The organism is Cryobacterium inferilacus (genome assembly GCF_019599185.1).
Taxonomy (GTDB): domain Bacteria; phylum Actinomycetota; class Actinomycetes; order Actinomycetales; family Microbacteriaceae; genus Cryobacterium; species Cryobacterium inferilacus.
Genome location: NZ_JAIEUL010000002.1, coordinates 295690 through 311194 on the forward strand (window position 1 = coordinate 295690; position 15505 = coordinate 311194).

At 67.9% G+C, this 15505-nt stretch carries 14 protein-coding genes and 1 tRNA gene; 5 read left to right on the forward strand and 10 right to left on the reverse strand.

Annotated elements, in window-relative coordinates:
- Positions 1 to 40: 40 nt before the first annotated feature.
- Together K2F54_RS03280 and K2F54_RS03285 are read right to left on the reverse strand one after the other, a co-directional pair.
- Positions 41 to 1042, reverse strand: a complete 1002-nt coding sequence (locus K2F54_RS03280; protein WP_255576621.1) for a tRNA (adenine-N1)-methyltransferase — start codon at positions 1040 to 1042, stop codon at positions 41 to 43.
- A complete protein-coding gene (locus K2F54_RS03285; protein ID WP_308287492.1) occupies positions 1039 to 1788 on the reverse strand; it encodes an HAD family hydrolase in 750 nt (249 codons plus the stop codon). The genes K2F54_RS03280 and K2F54_RS03285 overlap by 4 nt, the downstream gene beginning before the upstream one ends.
- 83 nt (positions 1789 to 1871) lie before the next feature.
- On the opposite strand from K2F54_RS03285, the gene K2F54_RS03290 reads away from it, so the two are divergent.
- Positions 1872 to 2816 (forward strand): proteasome assembly chaperone family protein, encoded by a 945-nt coding sequence (locus K2F54_RS03290; RefSeq protein ID WP_220604389.1) that lies wholly within the window; start codon positions 1872 to 1874, stop codon positions 2814 to 2816.
- Between the two features lie 45 nt (positions 2817 to 2861).
- Here K2F54_RS03290 and mshC read toward each other — a convergent pair whose 3' ends face one another.
- From mshC to K2F54_RS03305, 3 genes are read right to left on the reverse strand one after another with little or no spacing between them, the layout of a single operon-like run.
- A complete protein-coding gene (gene mshC, locus K2F54_RS03295) occupies positions 2862 to 4145 on the reverse strand; it encodes a cysteine--1-D-myo-inosityl 2-amino-2-deoxy-alpha-D-glucopyranoside ligase (protein ID WP_220604390.1) in 1284 nt (427 codons plus the stop codon).
- Positions 4146 to 4158: 13 nt separating this feature from the next.
- On the reverse strand, positions 4159 to 5013 hold the full coding sequence (locus K2F54_RS03300) for an undecaprenyl-diphosphate phosphatase (protein WP_220604391.1): 855 nt from the start codon (positions 5011 to 5013) through the stop codon (positions 4159 to 4161).
- 50 nt (positions 5014 to 5063) lie between these two features.
- Positions 5064 to 6389 (reverse strand): M20/M25/M40 family metallo-hydrolase, encoded by a 1326-nt coding sequence (locus K2F54_RS03305; RefSeq protein ID WP_220604392.1) that lies wholly within the window; start codon positions 6387 to 6389, stop codon positions 5064 to 5066.
- Between the two features lie 167 nt (positions 6390 to 6556).
- Between K2F54_RS03305 and K2F54_RS03310 the strand changes: the two genes are divergently transcribed.
- From K2F54_RS03310 to K2F54_RS03320, 3 genes are all read left to right on the forward strand, one after another.
- Positions 6557 to 6641: transfer RNA gene (locus K2F54_RS03310), tRNA-Leu, on the forward strand.
- Positions 6642 to 7002: 361 nt separating this feature from the next.
- Positions 7003 to 9474, forward strand: a complete 2472-nt coding sequence (locus K2F54_RS03315; RefSeq protein WP_220604393.1) for a glycoside hydrolase family 94 protein — start codon at positions 7003 to 7005, stop codon at positions 9472 to 9474.
- A 34-nt stretch (positions 9475 to 9508) separates the two neighbouring features.
- On the forward strand, positions 9509 to 10225 hold the full coding sequence (locus K2F54_RS03320) for a hypothetical protein (protein ID WP_220604394.1): 717 nt from the start codon (positions 9509 to 9511) through the stop codon (positions 10223 to 10225).
- Between the two features lie 117 nt (positions 10226 to 10342).
- On the opposite strand, the gene K2F54_RS03325 is transcribed toward K2F54_RS03320, so the two are convergent.
- Both K2F54_RS03325 and K2F54_RS03330 read right to left on the reverse strand, forming a co-directional pair.
- Entirely contained in the window at positions 10343 to 11938 is a 1596-nt protein-coding gene (locus tag K2F54_RS03325; protein ID WP_220604395.1) for an ABC-F family ATP-binding cassette domain-containing protein, read from the reverse strand.
- Complete coding sequence (locus K2F54_RS03330; protein WP_220604396.1) at positions 11935 to 12312, reverse strand: hypothetical protein; 378 nt, start codon at positions 12310 to 12312, stop codon at positions 11935 to 11937. The genes K2F54_RS03325 and K2F54_RS03330 overlap by 4 nt, the downstream gene beginning before the upstream one ends.
- A 65-nt stretch (positions 12313 to 12377) precedes the next feature.
- On the opposite strand from K2F54_RS03330, the gene K2F54_RS03335 reads away from it, so the two are divergent.
- Positions 12378 to 13268: a hypothetical protein gene (locus K2F54_RS03335; RefSeq protein WP_220604397.1), complete on the forward strand. Its 891-nt coding sequence runs from the start codon at positions 12378 to 12380 to the stop codon at positions 13266 to 13268.
- Here K2F54_RS03335 and K2F54_RS03340 read toward each other — a convergent pair.
- The 3 genes from K2F54_RS03340 to K2F54_RS03350 form a co-directional block, all read right to left on the reverse strand.
- The gene (locus K2F54_RS03340; RefSeq protein WP_220604398.1) at positions 13265 to 14197 is read right to left on the reverse strand and encodes a J domain-containing protein; all 933 of its coding nucleotides are present in this window, start codon (positions 14195 to 14197) and stop codon (positions 13265 to 13267) included. The two genes, K2F54_RS03335 and K2F54_RS03340, sit on opposite strands and share 4 nt — an antisense overlap.
- Positions 14198 to 14294: 97 nt before the next feature.
- Entirely contained in the window at positions 14295 to 15143 is an 849-nt protein-coding gene (locus K2F54_RS03345; protein WP_220604399.1) for an SMP-30/gluconolactonase/LRE family protein, read from the reverse strand.
- Positions 15144 to 15165: 22 nt separating this feature from the next.
- The gene (locus K2F54_RS03350; RefSeq protein WP_220604400.1) at positions 15166 to 15330 is read right to left on the reverse strand and encodes a hypothetical protein; all 165 of its coding nucleotides are present in this window, start codon (positions 15328 to 15330) and stop codon (positions 15166 to 15168) included.
- Positions 15331 to 15505: the final 175 nt, after the last annotated feature.

Below are 15505 nucleotides of genomic sequence, written 5' to 3' on the forward strand. Positions count from 1 at the left end.
GCGCGAACGACCTGGTGCGGGCCGCGGGCCGGAACCCATCCTAACCGGCGTCGAGGTCGCGAGCCTTGGAGAGCGCCGCGCCGGTCTCGGCCGTGCGGTTGCGCTTGCGCATCACCTTGGCGCTGACGGAGCGTTCGCCCAGGGCGCCCGGCGTCCACAGTTCCACGTCGGCGTCGCTGAAGTCGGTCTTCGACGGGCGACGCTTGAGCTCGGGCAGGACGGTGTCCGGAGCGAGGCGGCGTGCGGTGATCAGGAAACCGGTGTGACCGATCATGCGGTGATCTGGTCGCACGGCGAGACCCTCGACGTGCCATCCGCGCACCATGGTCTCGTGCGAGTCGGGGTTGGTGTAGTGGCCGGTGGCGCGGATGGCCTCGGCGACGCGGGACAGTTGGGTCACCGTGGCCACGTAGCAGAGCAGCACTCCCCCGGGCTTGAGGGCGGCGGAGACGACGTCGATGCACTCCCACGGGGCGAGCATGTCCAGGACAACCCGGTCGACGGACTGGTCCGGCATGGTCTCCGGCAGTGTGTCGGCGAGGTCACCGAGGGTGATCGACCAGTTCTGCGGGTCGTGGCCGAGGAAGGTTGCGACGTTGGCGCGGGCGACATCGGAGAATTCCTCCCGGCGTTCGAACGACGCCAGGGTGCCGGCCGGGCCGATGGCGCGGAGCAGCCAGAGCGACAGGGCGCCGGAACCGACCCCGGCCTCCACCACAGTGGCGCCGGGAAAGATGTCCGCCTGGGCCAGGATCTGTGCGGCGTCCTTGGGGTAGATGATCGCCGCGCCGCGGGGCATGCTCATCACGAAGTCGATCAGCAACGGGCGCAGGGCGAGGTGCTCGACACCGACGTTGTTGGTGACCACGGATGCGTCCGGACGGCCGATGATGTCGTCGTGCTCGAGGATGCCCCTGTGGGTGTGGAAGGTCTTGCCCGGCTCGAGGGTGATGGTGTTCAGCTTGCCCTTGGGGCCGGTCAGCTGCACTCTGTCGCCGGCGCGGAAGGGACCGCTGTTCTGGATGACCTGGTTGTCGCTCATGCGCGGGTTGTGTCCTTGGGTGTGGTGGGGCGGTCCTCGGTGAGGCCGAGGGAAGACGGATGGTGGGGCCTGCGGGAGCCGTACAGCTCGGTCAGCGAGGCCAGTGTGCTGCCGGTGAGGGAATCCAGGAGGGTGTAGTGCTCACTGGGCAGGATCTCGACCATGTGCGGCACTGCAACGGTGACGGCGCCGGAGGCGACCGCCGCGGCGACGCCGGGCAGGGAGTCCTCGATCGCGATGCAGTGCACGGGGTCGACACCGAGCTCGTCCGCCGCCGTGAGGTAGGCCTCCGGGTGCGGTTTGCTCTGCTGCACCCTGTCGCCGGTGACGATGGTGGTGAACGCGTCGAAGCCGACGATGCCGCTGATCTGGTGGGCCATCCGTCGCTCGGACATGGTGACCAGAGCCATCGGCATGCCCGCCGTGTGCAGCTCGGTGAGCAACTCGAGGGCGCCGGGCCGCCACGGAACCCCGGCGGAGGCCAGCTGTTCCTGCACCCGGGTGGTGAGGTGATCGACGATGGCCTCCGCGGCGAGGTTCACCCCGCGGTTCTGCAGGATGGCCGCGGAGCCGAGCAGGCCGGAGCCGACGAGGAGCATAGCGTCGGCGTGGGTCCAGACCCCGCCGAAGGACTCCACAAGCTCGTGTTCGGCGCGCATCCAGTACGGTTCGGTGTCGACCAGGGTGCCGTCCATGTCCCAGAGGACGGCGGCGGGCGGGGACGAGAGTGCGGGGATCAGAGTCACGGGGTTCAAGTTTAGGGGGCACGGCCTATCCTTGAAGGAGGCCGCCCAGTCGCGGCGGCCGGAATACACGAGGTTGTACGCACGTGACAGACGGTAATGGGTTTCTCAGCGGTCGGCTCCTGGTGGTCGCCTTCGAAGGCTGGAACGACGCGGGGGAAGCCGCCACGGGTGCCGTGAAGACACTGAAAGACCTCCTCGACGTGGACGAGGTCAAGCGCATCGACCCCGAGCTGTATTTTGACTACCAGTTCAACCGGCCCACGGTGTCCACCGACGAGGACGGTCGGCGGGTCATCGAGTGGCCGAGCGCGGTGATGTACGGTCCGACCGTTCCCGGCGCCAGCGGGGTGCCGTTGGCCGAGGATGCGCAGCTGCGGGTCAGCGGCGCCAACGCGGGCAACATCTACCTGTTGCTCGGCACCGAGCCGTCCCGTAGTTGGAAGAGCTTCACGGCCGAGATCCTCGATTCGGTCCTCGCGGCCGATGTGAGCGGGATCGTGTTCCTCGGCGCGATGCTCGCTGATGTGCCCCACACCCGGCCGATCTCGATCTTCGTCTCCAGCGACAACCCCGAGGTGCGCGCGGAATTGCAGGTCGAGCGCAGCACCTACGAGGGCCCGGTCGGGATCCTCAGCGTGCTCGCCGCCGCGGCGGAGACCGTGGGTGTCCCGAGCCTGTCGATTTGGGCATCCGTGCCGCACTACGTGCACAACGCGCCGTCGCCCAAGGCCATGCTCGCGCTGATCGACAAGCTCGAGGAGATCATCGACGTCGTGATCCCGCGCGGCGACCTGGTCACGGACGCGTCGGAGTGGGAGACCGGGATCGACGCCCTCGCCGCGGAGGACGAGGAGATGGCCGCGTACATCGGACAACTCGAACAGGCCAGGGACACCGTCGACTCGCCAGAGGCGAGCGGTGAAGCCATCGCCCAGGAATTCGAGAAGTACCTGCGCAAGCGCGGCGACGGTCAGGGCGGCTGGGCCGATGGCCGTCCCGGCGCCGGCCCTGAGCCCCGCCAGCCCTGATCGGGCTGCCGTCCGCGGGCGGGGCGCTCCGGCCAGCGGTGACGGTTAGAGCTTGACGCCCAGCAGGGCGTCGATGGCCCGCCCCAGCAGAGCCGGGTCGTCCACTCCGGCCGACACCGCGGCATCCACAGCGGCCAGGGCGCCGCGGGTGTCGAGGTCGTTGACCAGGGCGGCCCGCATCCGCTCGATGACGTCGTCGCTGCGCTCGGCGGCTCGCTCGGCTGCGATCGGCGCGGGCACGGCGATCGGGCCGAATGCGAGCGACCACGCGGCCAGGCGCGATTCGGCCTCGTCCAGCTGGCCCGCGGTCCATTCCCAGTCGGTGCGGTAGTGCTGATTGAGCAGGGCCAGACGGATGGCCCTGGGGTCGCTGCCGCCGGCGCGGAGTCGTGAGACCAGAACGAGGTTGCCGAGCGACTTGCTCATCTTCTCGCCCTGGTACGCCACCATGCCGGTGTGGCTGTAGACCTGCGCGAGCGGATGCCCACTCAACGCGGCCGCATGACCGGCGCTCATGTCGTGGTGCGGGAAGATCAGGTCGCTACCGCCACCCTGCACCGTGAAGTCGGTGCCGAGCTCGGCCAGCGCGATGACGGAACATTCGATGTGCCAGCCGGGCCGACCGGCGCCGACCGGTGAGTCCCAGGACGGCTCGCCTGCACGTGCAGCGCGCCAGAGCAGCGGGTCGAGCCGGTCGCGTTTCCCGGCCCGGTCGGGGTCTCCCCCACGCTCGGCGAACAGCGTGAGCATGGTCTGGGCGTCCAGGTTGCTCTCGTCGCCGAGAGCCCACGGCGCGGCGCGCTCGGCCGCCCGGATGTCGAAGTAGAGGTCGGCGCCAGGACCGTCCGCGGTGGCCAGGGCCTCCGGGGTGGGAACCCGGTAGGCCAGGGCTGCCTCGCGCAGGGTGTGCACGGCGGCGGAGATGTCATCGATCACGTCGGTCACCGCCACGAAATCGTCCGGCGGGATGATGCCGAGGGACTCCATGTCGGCCCGGAACAGGTCGGTCTGTTCCTCGGCCAGGTCGCGCCAGTCGACGCCGGTCGCCGTGGCGCGCTCCAACAGAGGATCGTCGACGTCGGTCACGTTCTGGGCGTAGTGCACCCGGTAACCGCCGTCGCGCCACACCCGCTGCAGGGTGTCGAAGGCGAGATAGGTCGCCGCGTGGCCCAGGTGCGTGGCATCGTACGGCGTGATGCCGCAGACGTACAGGCGGGCCACATCCGTCGGTCGGGCTTCGACGATCGACCCCGTCGCCGTGTCGTGCAGGCGGGGGGCGTCTGAGCGCCCCGGGATCGACGGGATATCGGGGTGTGACCAGGCGCGCATGATCCCAGCCTAACTACGCGGTGATGGTGTTGGTGCCGAGCAGGATCATCACGACGATGCCCAGCGCGATGCGGTAGACCACGAACGGCAGGAAGCTGCGCTTGGAGATGTACCGCATGAAGAATCCGATGACCACCAGTGCGACGACGAAGGCGACGATCGTGGCCACGATGGTCTCGAAGGGACCGAAGACCTCGGGGATGCAGTTCGCGGCGGCAGCCGCGCAGGGCTCGGAGAACGACTTGTAGACCTGGTAGAAGCCGCTGCCGAAGACCGCGGGGATGGCCAGCAGGAAGGCGTACCGCGCCGCGGCCGCCCGCTCGTACCCGAGGAAGAGGCCGGCGGTGATGGTGCCGCCGGAGCGGGAGACCCCGGGGATCAGGGCCAGGGCCTGGGCGAATCCGAAGACAACGCCGTGCTTGACGGTGATGTCGCCGAGGCGTCGGCGCTTGGCTCCGACATGATCGGCGATGCCGAGCAGCACACCGAAGGCGATGAGCATGAACGCGGTCACCCAGAGGTTGCGCAGGCTGGTTTCGATCTGGTCCTGGAAGAGCAGGCCGAGCACCACGATCGGCAGGGTGCCCAGGATGATGAGCCACCCCATCCTGGCGTCCTCGTCACCCCGCGGGACCTTGCCGACCAGGGACTTGGCCCATTGGCCGATGATGCGCACGATGTCGCGCCAGAAGAAGATCACCACAGCGGCCTCTGTGCCGATCTGGGTGATGGCGGTGAAGCGGGCGCCCGGGTCTTCCCCGGTGCCGAGGAATTGCCCGACGATGCTGATGTGGGCGCTGGAGGAGACCGGAAGGAATTCGGTCAGTCCCTGGACCAGGCCCAGGATGACCGCGTTGAGGAAGTCCACGTGTACTCGTTTCGCTTGTGCTGTGTGCTGGCCGGTAGCGCGACAGTGAGCTAGTACGTCGACAGCAGATCGGTCAAAACCGTCCTGCCAAACACTAATGCGTCCAGAGGGACCCGCTCATCAACACCGTGGAACAGCGCCGGGAAATCCAGATCGGCAGGAAGCTTCAGCGGGGCGAAACCGTAGCCCTTGATGCCCAGCTTGCTCAGCGCCTTGTTGTCCGTGCCCGCGGGCATGAGGTACGGCAACACCGGGGCGCCCGGGTCATGGGTGTGCAGGGTCTGCACGATCCGGTCGATCAGCGGACCGGCGAATTCGGTCTCCAGCCCCACGTCCCTGTGCATCACGACGATCTCGATGTCCGGTCCGACCAGCTCGGCCAGCTCGGCCAGGACGGCGTCTTCCTCGCCGGGGAGGGCACGCACGTCGATGAGCGCCTCGGCCCGGTCGGGGATCACGTTGTGCTTGTAGCCGGCGGTGAGGACCGTCGGGTTCATGGTGGTGCGCAGGCTGGCCTGGATGAATCCGGAGGCCGTGCCGGTGGCCAGCGCCAGCTCGTCCGGGCCCATCGACTGGGGTTCGACGCCCAGGATCCGCGCGATCTCGGCGAGCAACTGTCTGGTGGTGTTGGTCAGGCGGATCGGCCACTCCCGGCGCCCGACCTTCGCGACGGCCTCGGCCAGCCGGGTGATCGCGTTGTCGGTGACCAACCTGGAACCGTGCCCGGCCGGGCCGTGCGCCACGAGCTTGAGCCAGATGAGTGCCTTCTCACCGGTCTGCAGCAGGTAGGCCCGCTCGCCGCCGATGCCGATGGAATACCCACCGACCTCGCTGATGGCTTCCGTCGCTCCGGCGAACAGGTCCGGCCGGGTGTCGACCAGGTAGTGCGAGCCGAAGACTCCCCCGGCTTCCTCGTCGGCGAAGAACGCGACGATCAGGTCGCGCTCCGGTTGGCCGCCGTCGGCGAGCACGTCCGTGAGGGACGCCAGGATCATCGCGTCCATGTTCTTCATGTCGACCGCGCCACGCCCCCAGAGCATGCCGTCGCGGATCTCACCGGCGAACGGGTCCACCGACCAGTTCGCCGGGTCGGCCGGCACCACATCCAGATGCCCGTGCACGACCAGTGCGCCGGTGCTGCGGTTGCGGCCGGGTACCCGGGCCACCACGCTGGTGCGGCCGGGCTCCGAATCGAACAACTCCGGCGCCAGTCCGAGGGCGCGCAGCTTCTCGGCGACGTACTCGGCGGCATCCGTCTCACCGTTGGAGCGGCCCTCACCGTAGTTGCTGGTGTCGAACCGGATCAGATCGCGGGCGATCTCGCCGGTCAGGTCGAGCGCGTCTGCCGGTGTCGGTGTGGAGGCGGGGACTGTCATGCAGTTCACGCTACCGGGCATCAGGCCCCAGCCGTGGGTACCGGACCCGGTGGGGCGCCGGTCCCGGTCTGCGGACTGCCCGAGGGGCCGCTCGGTGTCAGGAGTGCGTTCCGATCCGTGCTAAGTTATTCCCCGGCAGCAAAACATTACTGCGGCCGAAACATCCAGTCCGGGTGGCGGAAATGGCAGACGCGCTAGCTTGAGGTGCTAGTGCCCGTATAGGGCGTGGGGGTTCAAGTCCCCCCTCGGACACGGAGATTGTTGGTAAGACAGCGATCAACGAGAACTGGTTGAGACAGTTCACGGGCCGGATCTTAGGATCCGGCCCTGTCTCGTTTAACGGGCCGGATATAAGGATCTCGTCCGGTCGAATCCGGGCGTCCGGCACGGCCTCTGTCGTGGGCGCCGTCCGCCTCCCCACCGGATCGGCGTGGAGCCGGCCGCCCTCCGACCCAGGTCCCTGTCGCCACCACCCGGTCGGCCCGAGTGCTGCTAGAGTCAACGCAGGCGTCCGTGAGAGCGCTCTCATTCAATAGTAGGCCCGGCTGTGGTGGCGGATTCAGGTTCCTGACTCGCCGTGCTGGCCGGTCCGTGGATACCGAAAAGGTGCAGCATGAAGTTCGGCCACTTCGACGACGAAGCCAGGGAATATGTCATCGAGACCCCGGTGACCCCCTACCCGTGGATCAACTATCTCGGCAGCGAGGACTTCTTCTCGCTCGTCTCGCACACCGCGGGCGGGTACACCTTCTACAAGGACGCCAAGATGCGGCGCCTGACCAGGTACCGCTACAACGACATTCCCACCGACTCCGGCGGACGCTACTTCTTCATCAAAGACGGCGACGACGTGTGGACGTCGAGCTGGCTGCCGATGAAGAAGGACCTGGACTTCTTCGAGACCCGGCACGGTATGGGCTACACCCGGATCACCGGTGAACGCGGCGGCTTGCGCGTCTCGACTCTCTACTTCGTTCCGCTCGGCGAGACGGCCGAGGTGCAGAAGGTGACGATCACCAACACCTCGGATTCGGTCAAGACCTTCTCCCTGTTCTCCTACCTCGAATTCTGCCTGTGGAACGCGCAGGACGACCAGACCAACTACCAACGCAACCTGTCCATCGGCGAGGTCGAGGTCGACGGCAGCGCGATCTACCACAAGACCGAATACCGTGAGCGGCGCGACCACTATGCCGTCTACGGGGTGAACGCCGAGATCGCCGGCTTCGACACCGACCGGGAGACCTTCGTCGGGCTGTACGAGACCCTCGCGGAGGCCAAGGTGCCGCATGCCGGGGCGAGCCAGAACTCGATGGCCTCCGGCTGGTACCCGATCGGTTCGCACCAGGTCGACTCGACCCTGCAGCCCGGCGAGAGCCGCGACCTCGTCTTCGTACTCGGTTACGTCGAGAACAACGCCGAGACCGGCCAGGAGAAGTGGGCGGATGACGCCAAGCAGGTCATCAACAAGACCCGCGCCCAGGCGCTGCTCGCCCGCCTGACCACCACCGAGGCCGTCGACACGGCATTCGATGCCCTCGGCGTCTACTGGACCGACCTGCTCTCCGCGTACACGGTGACCTCCCCCGATGACAAGCTCAACCGGATGGTCAACATCTGGAACCAGTACCAGTGCATGGTGACGTTCAACATGAGCCGCTCCGCGTCCTACTTCGAGACCGGTATCGGCCGCGGCATGGGCTTCAGGGACTCCACCCAGGACCTGCTCGGCTTCGTGCACCTGATCCCGGACCGTGCCCGCGAACGCATCCTCGACATCGCCGCGACGCAGTTGCCTGACGGTTCGGCGTACCACCAGTACCAGCCGCTGACCAAGCGGGGCAACAACGAGCTCGGCTCCGGCTTCAACGACGACCCGGCCTGGCTGATCATCGGCGTGGACGGCTACCTCAAGGAGACCGGCGATTTCGGCATCCTCGATGAGATCGTGCCGTTCGACAACAACGACGAACTCGCCGAGACGCTGTACACGCACCTCACCCGCTCGTTCGAGTTCACCCGGAACAACCTTGGCCCGCACGGCCTGCCGCTGATCGGCCGGGCGGACTGGAACGACTGCCTGAACCTGAACTGCTTCTCCACCACCCCGGGCGAGTCGTTCCAGACCACCGAGAACCAGGACGGCGGGGTGGCCGAATCAACCTTCATCGCCGCCCAGTTCGTTCTGGCGGCCGGGCAGTACGCCACCATCGCCGCTCGACGCGGCGACACGGCGCAGGCCGAGCTGGCCCGCACCGCGGCCACCGAGATGAGCCAGGCGCTGCTGACGCACGGCTGGGACGGGGACTGGTTCCTGCGCGCCTACGACTTCTACGGCAACAAGGTGGGCACCGCGGAAGACACCGAGGGTCAGATCTGGATCGAACCGCAGGGCTTCGCGGTGCTCGCCGGTGTGGGCGTGGAGCACAACGAGGACGGCACCCCGGTGAAGACGAGCCCCGCGTTCCGGGCGCTCGATTCGGTGGACCGGCTGCTCGGTTCAGAGCACGGACTGGTGCTGCAGTACCCGGCGTACAGAAGCTACCGAGTCGAACTCGGCGAGGTCTCGACCTATCCCCCTGGCTACAAGGAGAACGGCGGCATCTTCTGCCACAACAACCCCTGGGTGATCATCGGCGAAACCGTGCTCGGCCGCGGTGCCAAGGCGTTCGACCACTACCGCAAGATCACGCCCGCGTACCGGGAGGAGATCTCCGAGGTGCACCGCACCGAGCCGTACGTGTACGCGCAGATGATCGCGGGCAAAGAGGCGTCCCGGCACGGCGAGGCCAAGAACTCCTGGCTCACCGGCACGGCGGCGTGGAACTTCGTGACGGTCTCGCAGTACCTGCTCGGCGTGCGCACCGACTACGACGGCCTCGTGGTCGACCCGCAGATCGGACCGGATGTGGCCGAGTTCACCGTCACCCGGCAGGCCCGCGGCGCCACCTACGTGATCACCGTGGCGAACTCGGGCCGGGAGGGCTCGCGGGCGCGACTCGAGGTGGACGGCGTGGCCATCACCGGCCGCACCGTGCCGTACGCGCCCGCCGGGACGACCGTGCAGGTGCGCGCGACCCTGTAGGGAACCCCATGCGGTCGGCCGGACATTAGTGGGCATGGACGTCAATCGCAGAGCAGCCGCCAGGGCCTGGCGGCTGCTTGCGTGCGGGGTGTGCGTCGCTGTGCTGGTCGCCGGATGCGGCTGGGGCGGCGCCACCGCACCAGCCGCCGGCCCGACCGTTGAACCGGCACCTCTCGGACCGAGCTCTGCGGAGGTCTTTTCGGTGTGCGGCGCGCCGGGGATCGTGGATTACGACCCGATCGAATCGCTGGCGGTTCTGGCCCGCGACAGCACCGTGGTGATCATGGGCGAAATAGACCGGATCCAAGCCGGCCGCACGGTCACCGTCGGCGCAGCGAACCACACCTCGACGACGCACAGCGTCGTGATCGTCGTGCGTGATATCACCGTTGTGCACGGGGAACTGGACCCGGCCGCTAGCGGCAGCGTCTACATCGAGTTCGCGTCGGGCAGCTTTGAAGCGTGCGCTCCGATCGTGCCGGACGGCACGACGATCGTCGCGTATCTTGAGCCGGCCTGGGACGGCGCCCGCAGCCACGTCGACGAGGACCCGACCTCCGAGTACACGGAAATCAAGGAGCCCGGCGCTGGGCGACCGGTCGGCCAGCCGCTGTACCGCGCAGCCGCGCTCGAGGGGCTGGTCTGGCAGATCCCCGGCAGTGCCGACCTGATCTGGCCGCTGCACCTGGGCACCGGAACCGGCGACCTCCGGGCCACCCTGCCGGACGGCACGCTCGCCGGCCCGGGGTGAACCTGACCCGGCTCAGCGATCCGCGGGTCAGGCGCCGTTTCGCGGGTGGCATGCCACCCGCGAATCGGCGCCTCGCCCGCGTACCTCTGCAACCGGCCCCCGAGGCGGGGTGCAGGGTCAGGCGACGGCGACCTCGACCTCGCCGGGCTCCGCACCCTCGCTGCCGAAGACCAGGCGGCGAGTGGCGATCTTGTCGGTGAAGAACCGGTCGTGACTGACCACGACCACGGCCCCAGGGAAGTGCAGCAGCGCCCGCTCCATCACCTGGGTGCTGGAGAGATCGAGGTGGTTGGTCGGCTCGTCCAGGAGCAGCACCGATGCACCGCTGAGCAGGCACTGGGCCATCGCCACGCGGGCCTTCTGGCCACCGGAGAGGTTGCCGATCTTCTGTTTGAGGTCGGCTTCGGAGAACTGGAACATGGTGAGGAACCGGTTCACCGACTTCTTGGTGGCGGTGAACGCCAGGCTGCCCTCGAGCGCGTTGACGGCGTGGCTGACCGTGTCGGTGTCGTCGAGTTCGGCGAGCACCTGGTTGTACGACACCATGCCGGCGCCCTTCGCCCAGTCGACCTCGCCGTGATCGGCCGACTCCTCGCCGGTGAGCACCCGCAGCAGGGTGGTCTTGCCGCTACCGTTGGCGCCGAGCACCACGATGCGGTTGCCCCGGCGGATCTCGAAGCTCAGATCCTGGAACAGCACCTTGTCGCCGTAGGCCTTGCTGAGCATCTCCACCCGGCAGAGCACATCCTTGATGTGCAGGCCGCCGTAGATCTCGGTGATGATCTTGTCGACCGGCCGTGGCGTGCGGGACTTCTTGATGGTGGCCAGCTGGCTGCCGAGCTTTCGACTGGCGTTCTTCTGGGCCTCGCGCCGATCGGCGATGCCCTCCGATTCGAATGCGAGCAGCTCGGACTCGTGCACGAACTGCGCCTCGAGAGTCTTCAGCCGGAACTGCTTCTGCACGATGTACTCGCCGAAGTTGCCCGGGTACTCGTGCAGGTGGAAGTTCTCCAGCTCGATGATGCGGGTGACGACGGAGTCGAGGAAGGTGCGGTCGTGCGAGACGATCACGGCGGCGCCCCTGAAGTCGCGGAACCAGGTCTCCAGCCATTCCACGCCGGCCACGTCGAGGTAGTTGGTGGGCTCGTCCAGCAGGAGCACATCCGGCGCTTCGAGCAGGATCTTCGCCAGGGCCGCGCGGTTGCGCCATCCGCCGGAGAGCTCGTTGATGGCGCAGGTGCGGTGCGCCTCGTCGAAGCCCAGGATGGTCAGGGCGGCGTCGATGCGTCTCGGGTAGTCCCAACCGTCCAACCGGTCCATGTCCTCGAACAGCTCGGACTGACGGTGGATCAGCCGGTCGAGTTCGGCGCTCGCGGAGGAGTCCGTGGCGATGGCGGCGTCGATCGAGGCGAGTTCGGCCTCGACGGCCTTGATCTGAACGAACAGGGCATCGAGCACCTCGGTGATGGTGGACTCGCCGTTGAGTTCGGAGAACTGCGAGAAGTAGCCGATCTTGATGCCGTCCTCGACCGTGACGGTACCGGTGTCCGGGGTCACCTGGCCGAGGATCAGCTTGATCAGGGTGGTCTTGCCCGAACCGTTTCGGCCGATCATGCCGACCCGATCGCCGGGTTCGAGCCGGAAGAAGGTCTCGCGCAGCACCTGGGTGTTCTCAAATCGCACGGTGACGTCGTTCAGCCGGACCAGGCTCATGAGGTCTGCTCGCCCTCTGCGGTGTCGACGATGCCGATGAACCGGTTGCCGATGCCGTCGATCTCCCGGCGGCTGAAGCCGTCGGCCACGGCCGGGAGATCGTCCCAGCCGTGGTGCTCACAACTGAGATAGGTGAACTCCGGCCACCACTTCTTGGGCCGCGAGGAGTCGGTGAATCCGCACACGCTGCAGGTGAGCGCTACCCAGACGGGCTTCTTGCCGGTGCGATTCGCGCGCGACTGCACCAGCCAGGCCGGCGGATTCGTCTCCATCTCGGTGAGCTGGGCTTCGGTCATGCGGCTGGGAAGGTCGTGGCGCTGCGCCATCTCGAGGGGAATGTCGAGGCGGAGCGCGGCCTCTCGTCTGGTAATCATCAGGAACAACGATAGGCGCTGCAACACACCCCAGCAGGCCAGGGCGGGAACTGGTTCAATGAACCATGCCTGAAACCCTCTCCCCGCTCGGCCTGCTGCTCGATGTCGATGGTCCGATCGCCAGCCCGGACACCCGCACCATCGCGACACCGAGCATCATCACCGACCTCATCGCCCTGGCCGGCGCGAACGTGCCGATCGGCTTCATCACCGGCCGGTCGGCGCGGTTCATCAGCGAGCAGGTGGTCGCCCCGCTGGTCGCCGCCGGGCTGCCGCGCGAGATGCGCATGTACGGGGTCTGCGAGAAGGGCGCCGTGTGGTTCCCCATCACCGACGCCGGCATGGGCGAGGTCGTCGTCGACGACAGCGTGGCCCTGCCAGACCCGGTGGTGAGCCGCATCCGCGAGCTGGTCGCCACCGACTACGCCGACACCATGTTCTTCGACGAGACCAAGCTCGCCATGATCTCGGTCGAACAGCGCACGGATGTCGACCGGGCCGTCTACCACGCCGCCCAGGCGTCGTTCGAGAACGCGGCCTACGGCATCCTGATCGAGCACGGACTGGGGGTGCGCTTCGGCGACCTGGTCTCCCCCGACGCCGCAGGGGCGGTGCCGTTCCGGATCGACACCACCATCATCTCCACCGACATCGAGTCCGTCGACCTCGACAAGGACCACGCCGCCCGGCGTGCCCTGGCCTTCTTCGCCGAGGGTGGTTCCCTGCCCCGGCTCTGGCGGTCGGTGGGCGACTCCCGCAGCGACTACCTCATGGCCGATCACCTGCACGCCGCCGGATACGACGTGGCTCACGTTGACGTCCGACCCGCTGACGGGATCCTGGACAAGCCGTACCCGGTGATCGTGGAGGGCGACCTCATTCACGACGAGGCCGGCGCGGCCTTCCTGGGCTACTGGGTGCAGAAGCTCGGTCTGGGCGCGGCCGTCTCGGCCTAGTCTTCGACGAAGCGGATGCCGTTCTGCAGGGTGCTGCGCAGTTCGAAGACCTTCTCGAAGCTGCCGCGGTCCATGCCGGCGATGCCGTCGCGCAGGACGCCGACCAGCCGGGACCGCGGAATCACGACCAGCATCGGCCGCCTGCCCCGGCTCGGTAAGGAGAGCGGGTCCGGCACCGCCTCATCCGGCGCCACCACGATCAGGGCGGTGAAACGCACCCGTAACGACTTGGCAAGGATGCGGGCGGCGGTGGCGAAGTCGTCCACCGGTGCATCACCGGGTTCGACGGACTCGCCGACGATGTCGCCGCGTTTGAGCTGCACGGGGGAACCCCAATCCTCGGAGAGGATGGCGAACAGCCCGGCGGGCCCGAGTACGACATGGTCGATCTTGTCGACGTCGTCCCTGGTGGCGATGTCGTGCCAGGCGGTATAGCCGATGCCGAGCCCGGAAATGAGCTGGGCGGTCGACTCCTCGGCGAGGGCCTTGGCCAGGCGGTGGCGGATCTCTCGCGGCGCCGACCGAATGAGATCGGGGGCGTAGGGGTCGTCGATGACGGTGCCGCGGCCGGCCCACTCCCGGAGCAGGGCGAGGTAGCGCTGCCGGGAATGGCCGCCCGGGTGCCCGTGCATCCGTGCCTTCATGCCCGACGAGGACGGCCGGGCCGAGGAAGACGTCGACGCCGAGGTTGCGGTAGTGGAGGATGACGTCTGCGGGTAGCGGGCCCCGTCGTAGGCGGCACGGCTCTCCGGGGTGCCGATCCGTTCCCAGGCCACCTGCACGGCGTGGAAGGATGCGGGACTGCCGCCGACGTCCGGGTGGGATTGGCGGAGCTTCCGCCGGTAGGCACGGCGCAACTCCTCGTCGGTCACCGAGGGTCCCACGCCCAGCACCTCGTACGGGCTGGCCGCGGCCGGACTGTCTGACATTCGTGCGGTCTCTTTCGAACCTGGAACGCGAAATCGTTCGAACCCCAGCTTAACCAGCGTTTCTGGTATCTCGCCGACACCCGGCGGCGGCGGCTGGCTACCCGCCGAAGGCGGTCGCGGGCACCCCGGCGACACCGGGGACGGCCGTGAAGACCGACCCGGCGAGGGGGTCCTCGTCGGGGGCGAGGCCTTCCCTGGAGGTGGTGATGAACAGCTGCCGCAGGTCGGCGCCGCCGAAGGTGCAGGCCGTGACGCGTTCCGCGGCCACCTCGATCACCTCGTCGAGGGTGCCGTCCGGCGCGTACCGGTGAACCGCGCCGCCCGCGTACAGAGCCACCCAGACGCCGCCGTCCGCGTCGACGGTGAGGCCGTCCGGGTAGCCGGCGGCATCCGGAATCTCCGCGAAGGTGCGCAGGCCGGTGAGACCGGTCTCCGGCGCCCAGTCGAACACGCCGATCCGGCCGGTGGGGGTGTCGTTGTAGTAGGCCAGCGACCCGTCCGGGCTCCAGCCCAGGCCGTTGGAGATCGTCACGCCGGCGTGTGCCAGGCTCACCGACCCGTCCGGGGCGAGCCGGTACAGGGATCCGGCCCCGGTGCGCTGGTCGTAGGCCATGGTCCCGCAGTAGAACGAGCCGTCTGGAGCGGTGCCGCCGTCGTTCATTCGCACGGTCGGATCCGCCCACACCTCGGGAAGCCGGGTGAGGGTGCCATCGGCGTCTTCCAGGATGAATCCCCGTTCCCCCGCGATGACCGCACCTCCCCCGGTGCGCGGACGCAGAGCCGCCGCGATCGTGTCGACATGTCGACGATCGATCGTGCCGTCATCGGCCAGGGTCAGCACATCCCCGGCAAACAGGTCGACCAGGCGTAAACCGCCCCACTCGGGCGAGTAGACCGGTCCCTCACCATGGAAGGTGATCGGGTCGGTCAGTTGATCGGCGCGCATCGACGAGCGGGATCGAGGCGAGTCAGTCGCGCAGGACGTGTGCGGGAATGGCGACGGCGGCGCTCACGGCCAGGATGCCGGCCACGAAGATCGGTCCCTGCCAGGCGGTGACGGTGAAGGCGAGGCCGAACAGCCAGAGGCCGAGGACGAACGCGGCCATCGCCACGACGAAGGAAACAATGTGCATGGGCTGGGTCCTTTCAACGGTGCCGCGAAAGCGTTCCGGGCTCGCTTCGAGCGTACTGGTTCCACGGCGGGTGGTGTGTCCGGGTCGACCGGGCTAGGTGTACTGAGCCGACAGGTTGGTGACAGTCGGGGTTGAAAAAAGGGAGAACCTCCGGTTCTAGTGGAGATGTCTAAGT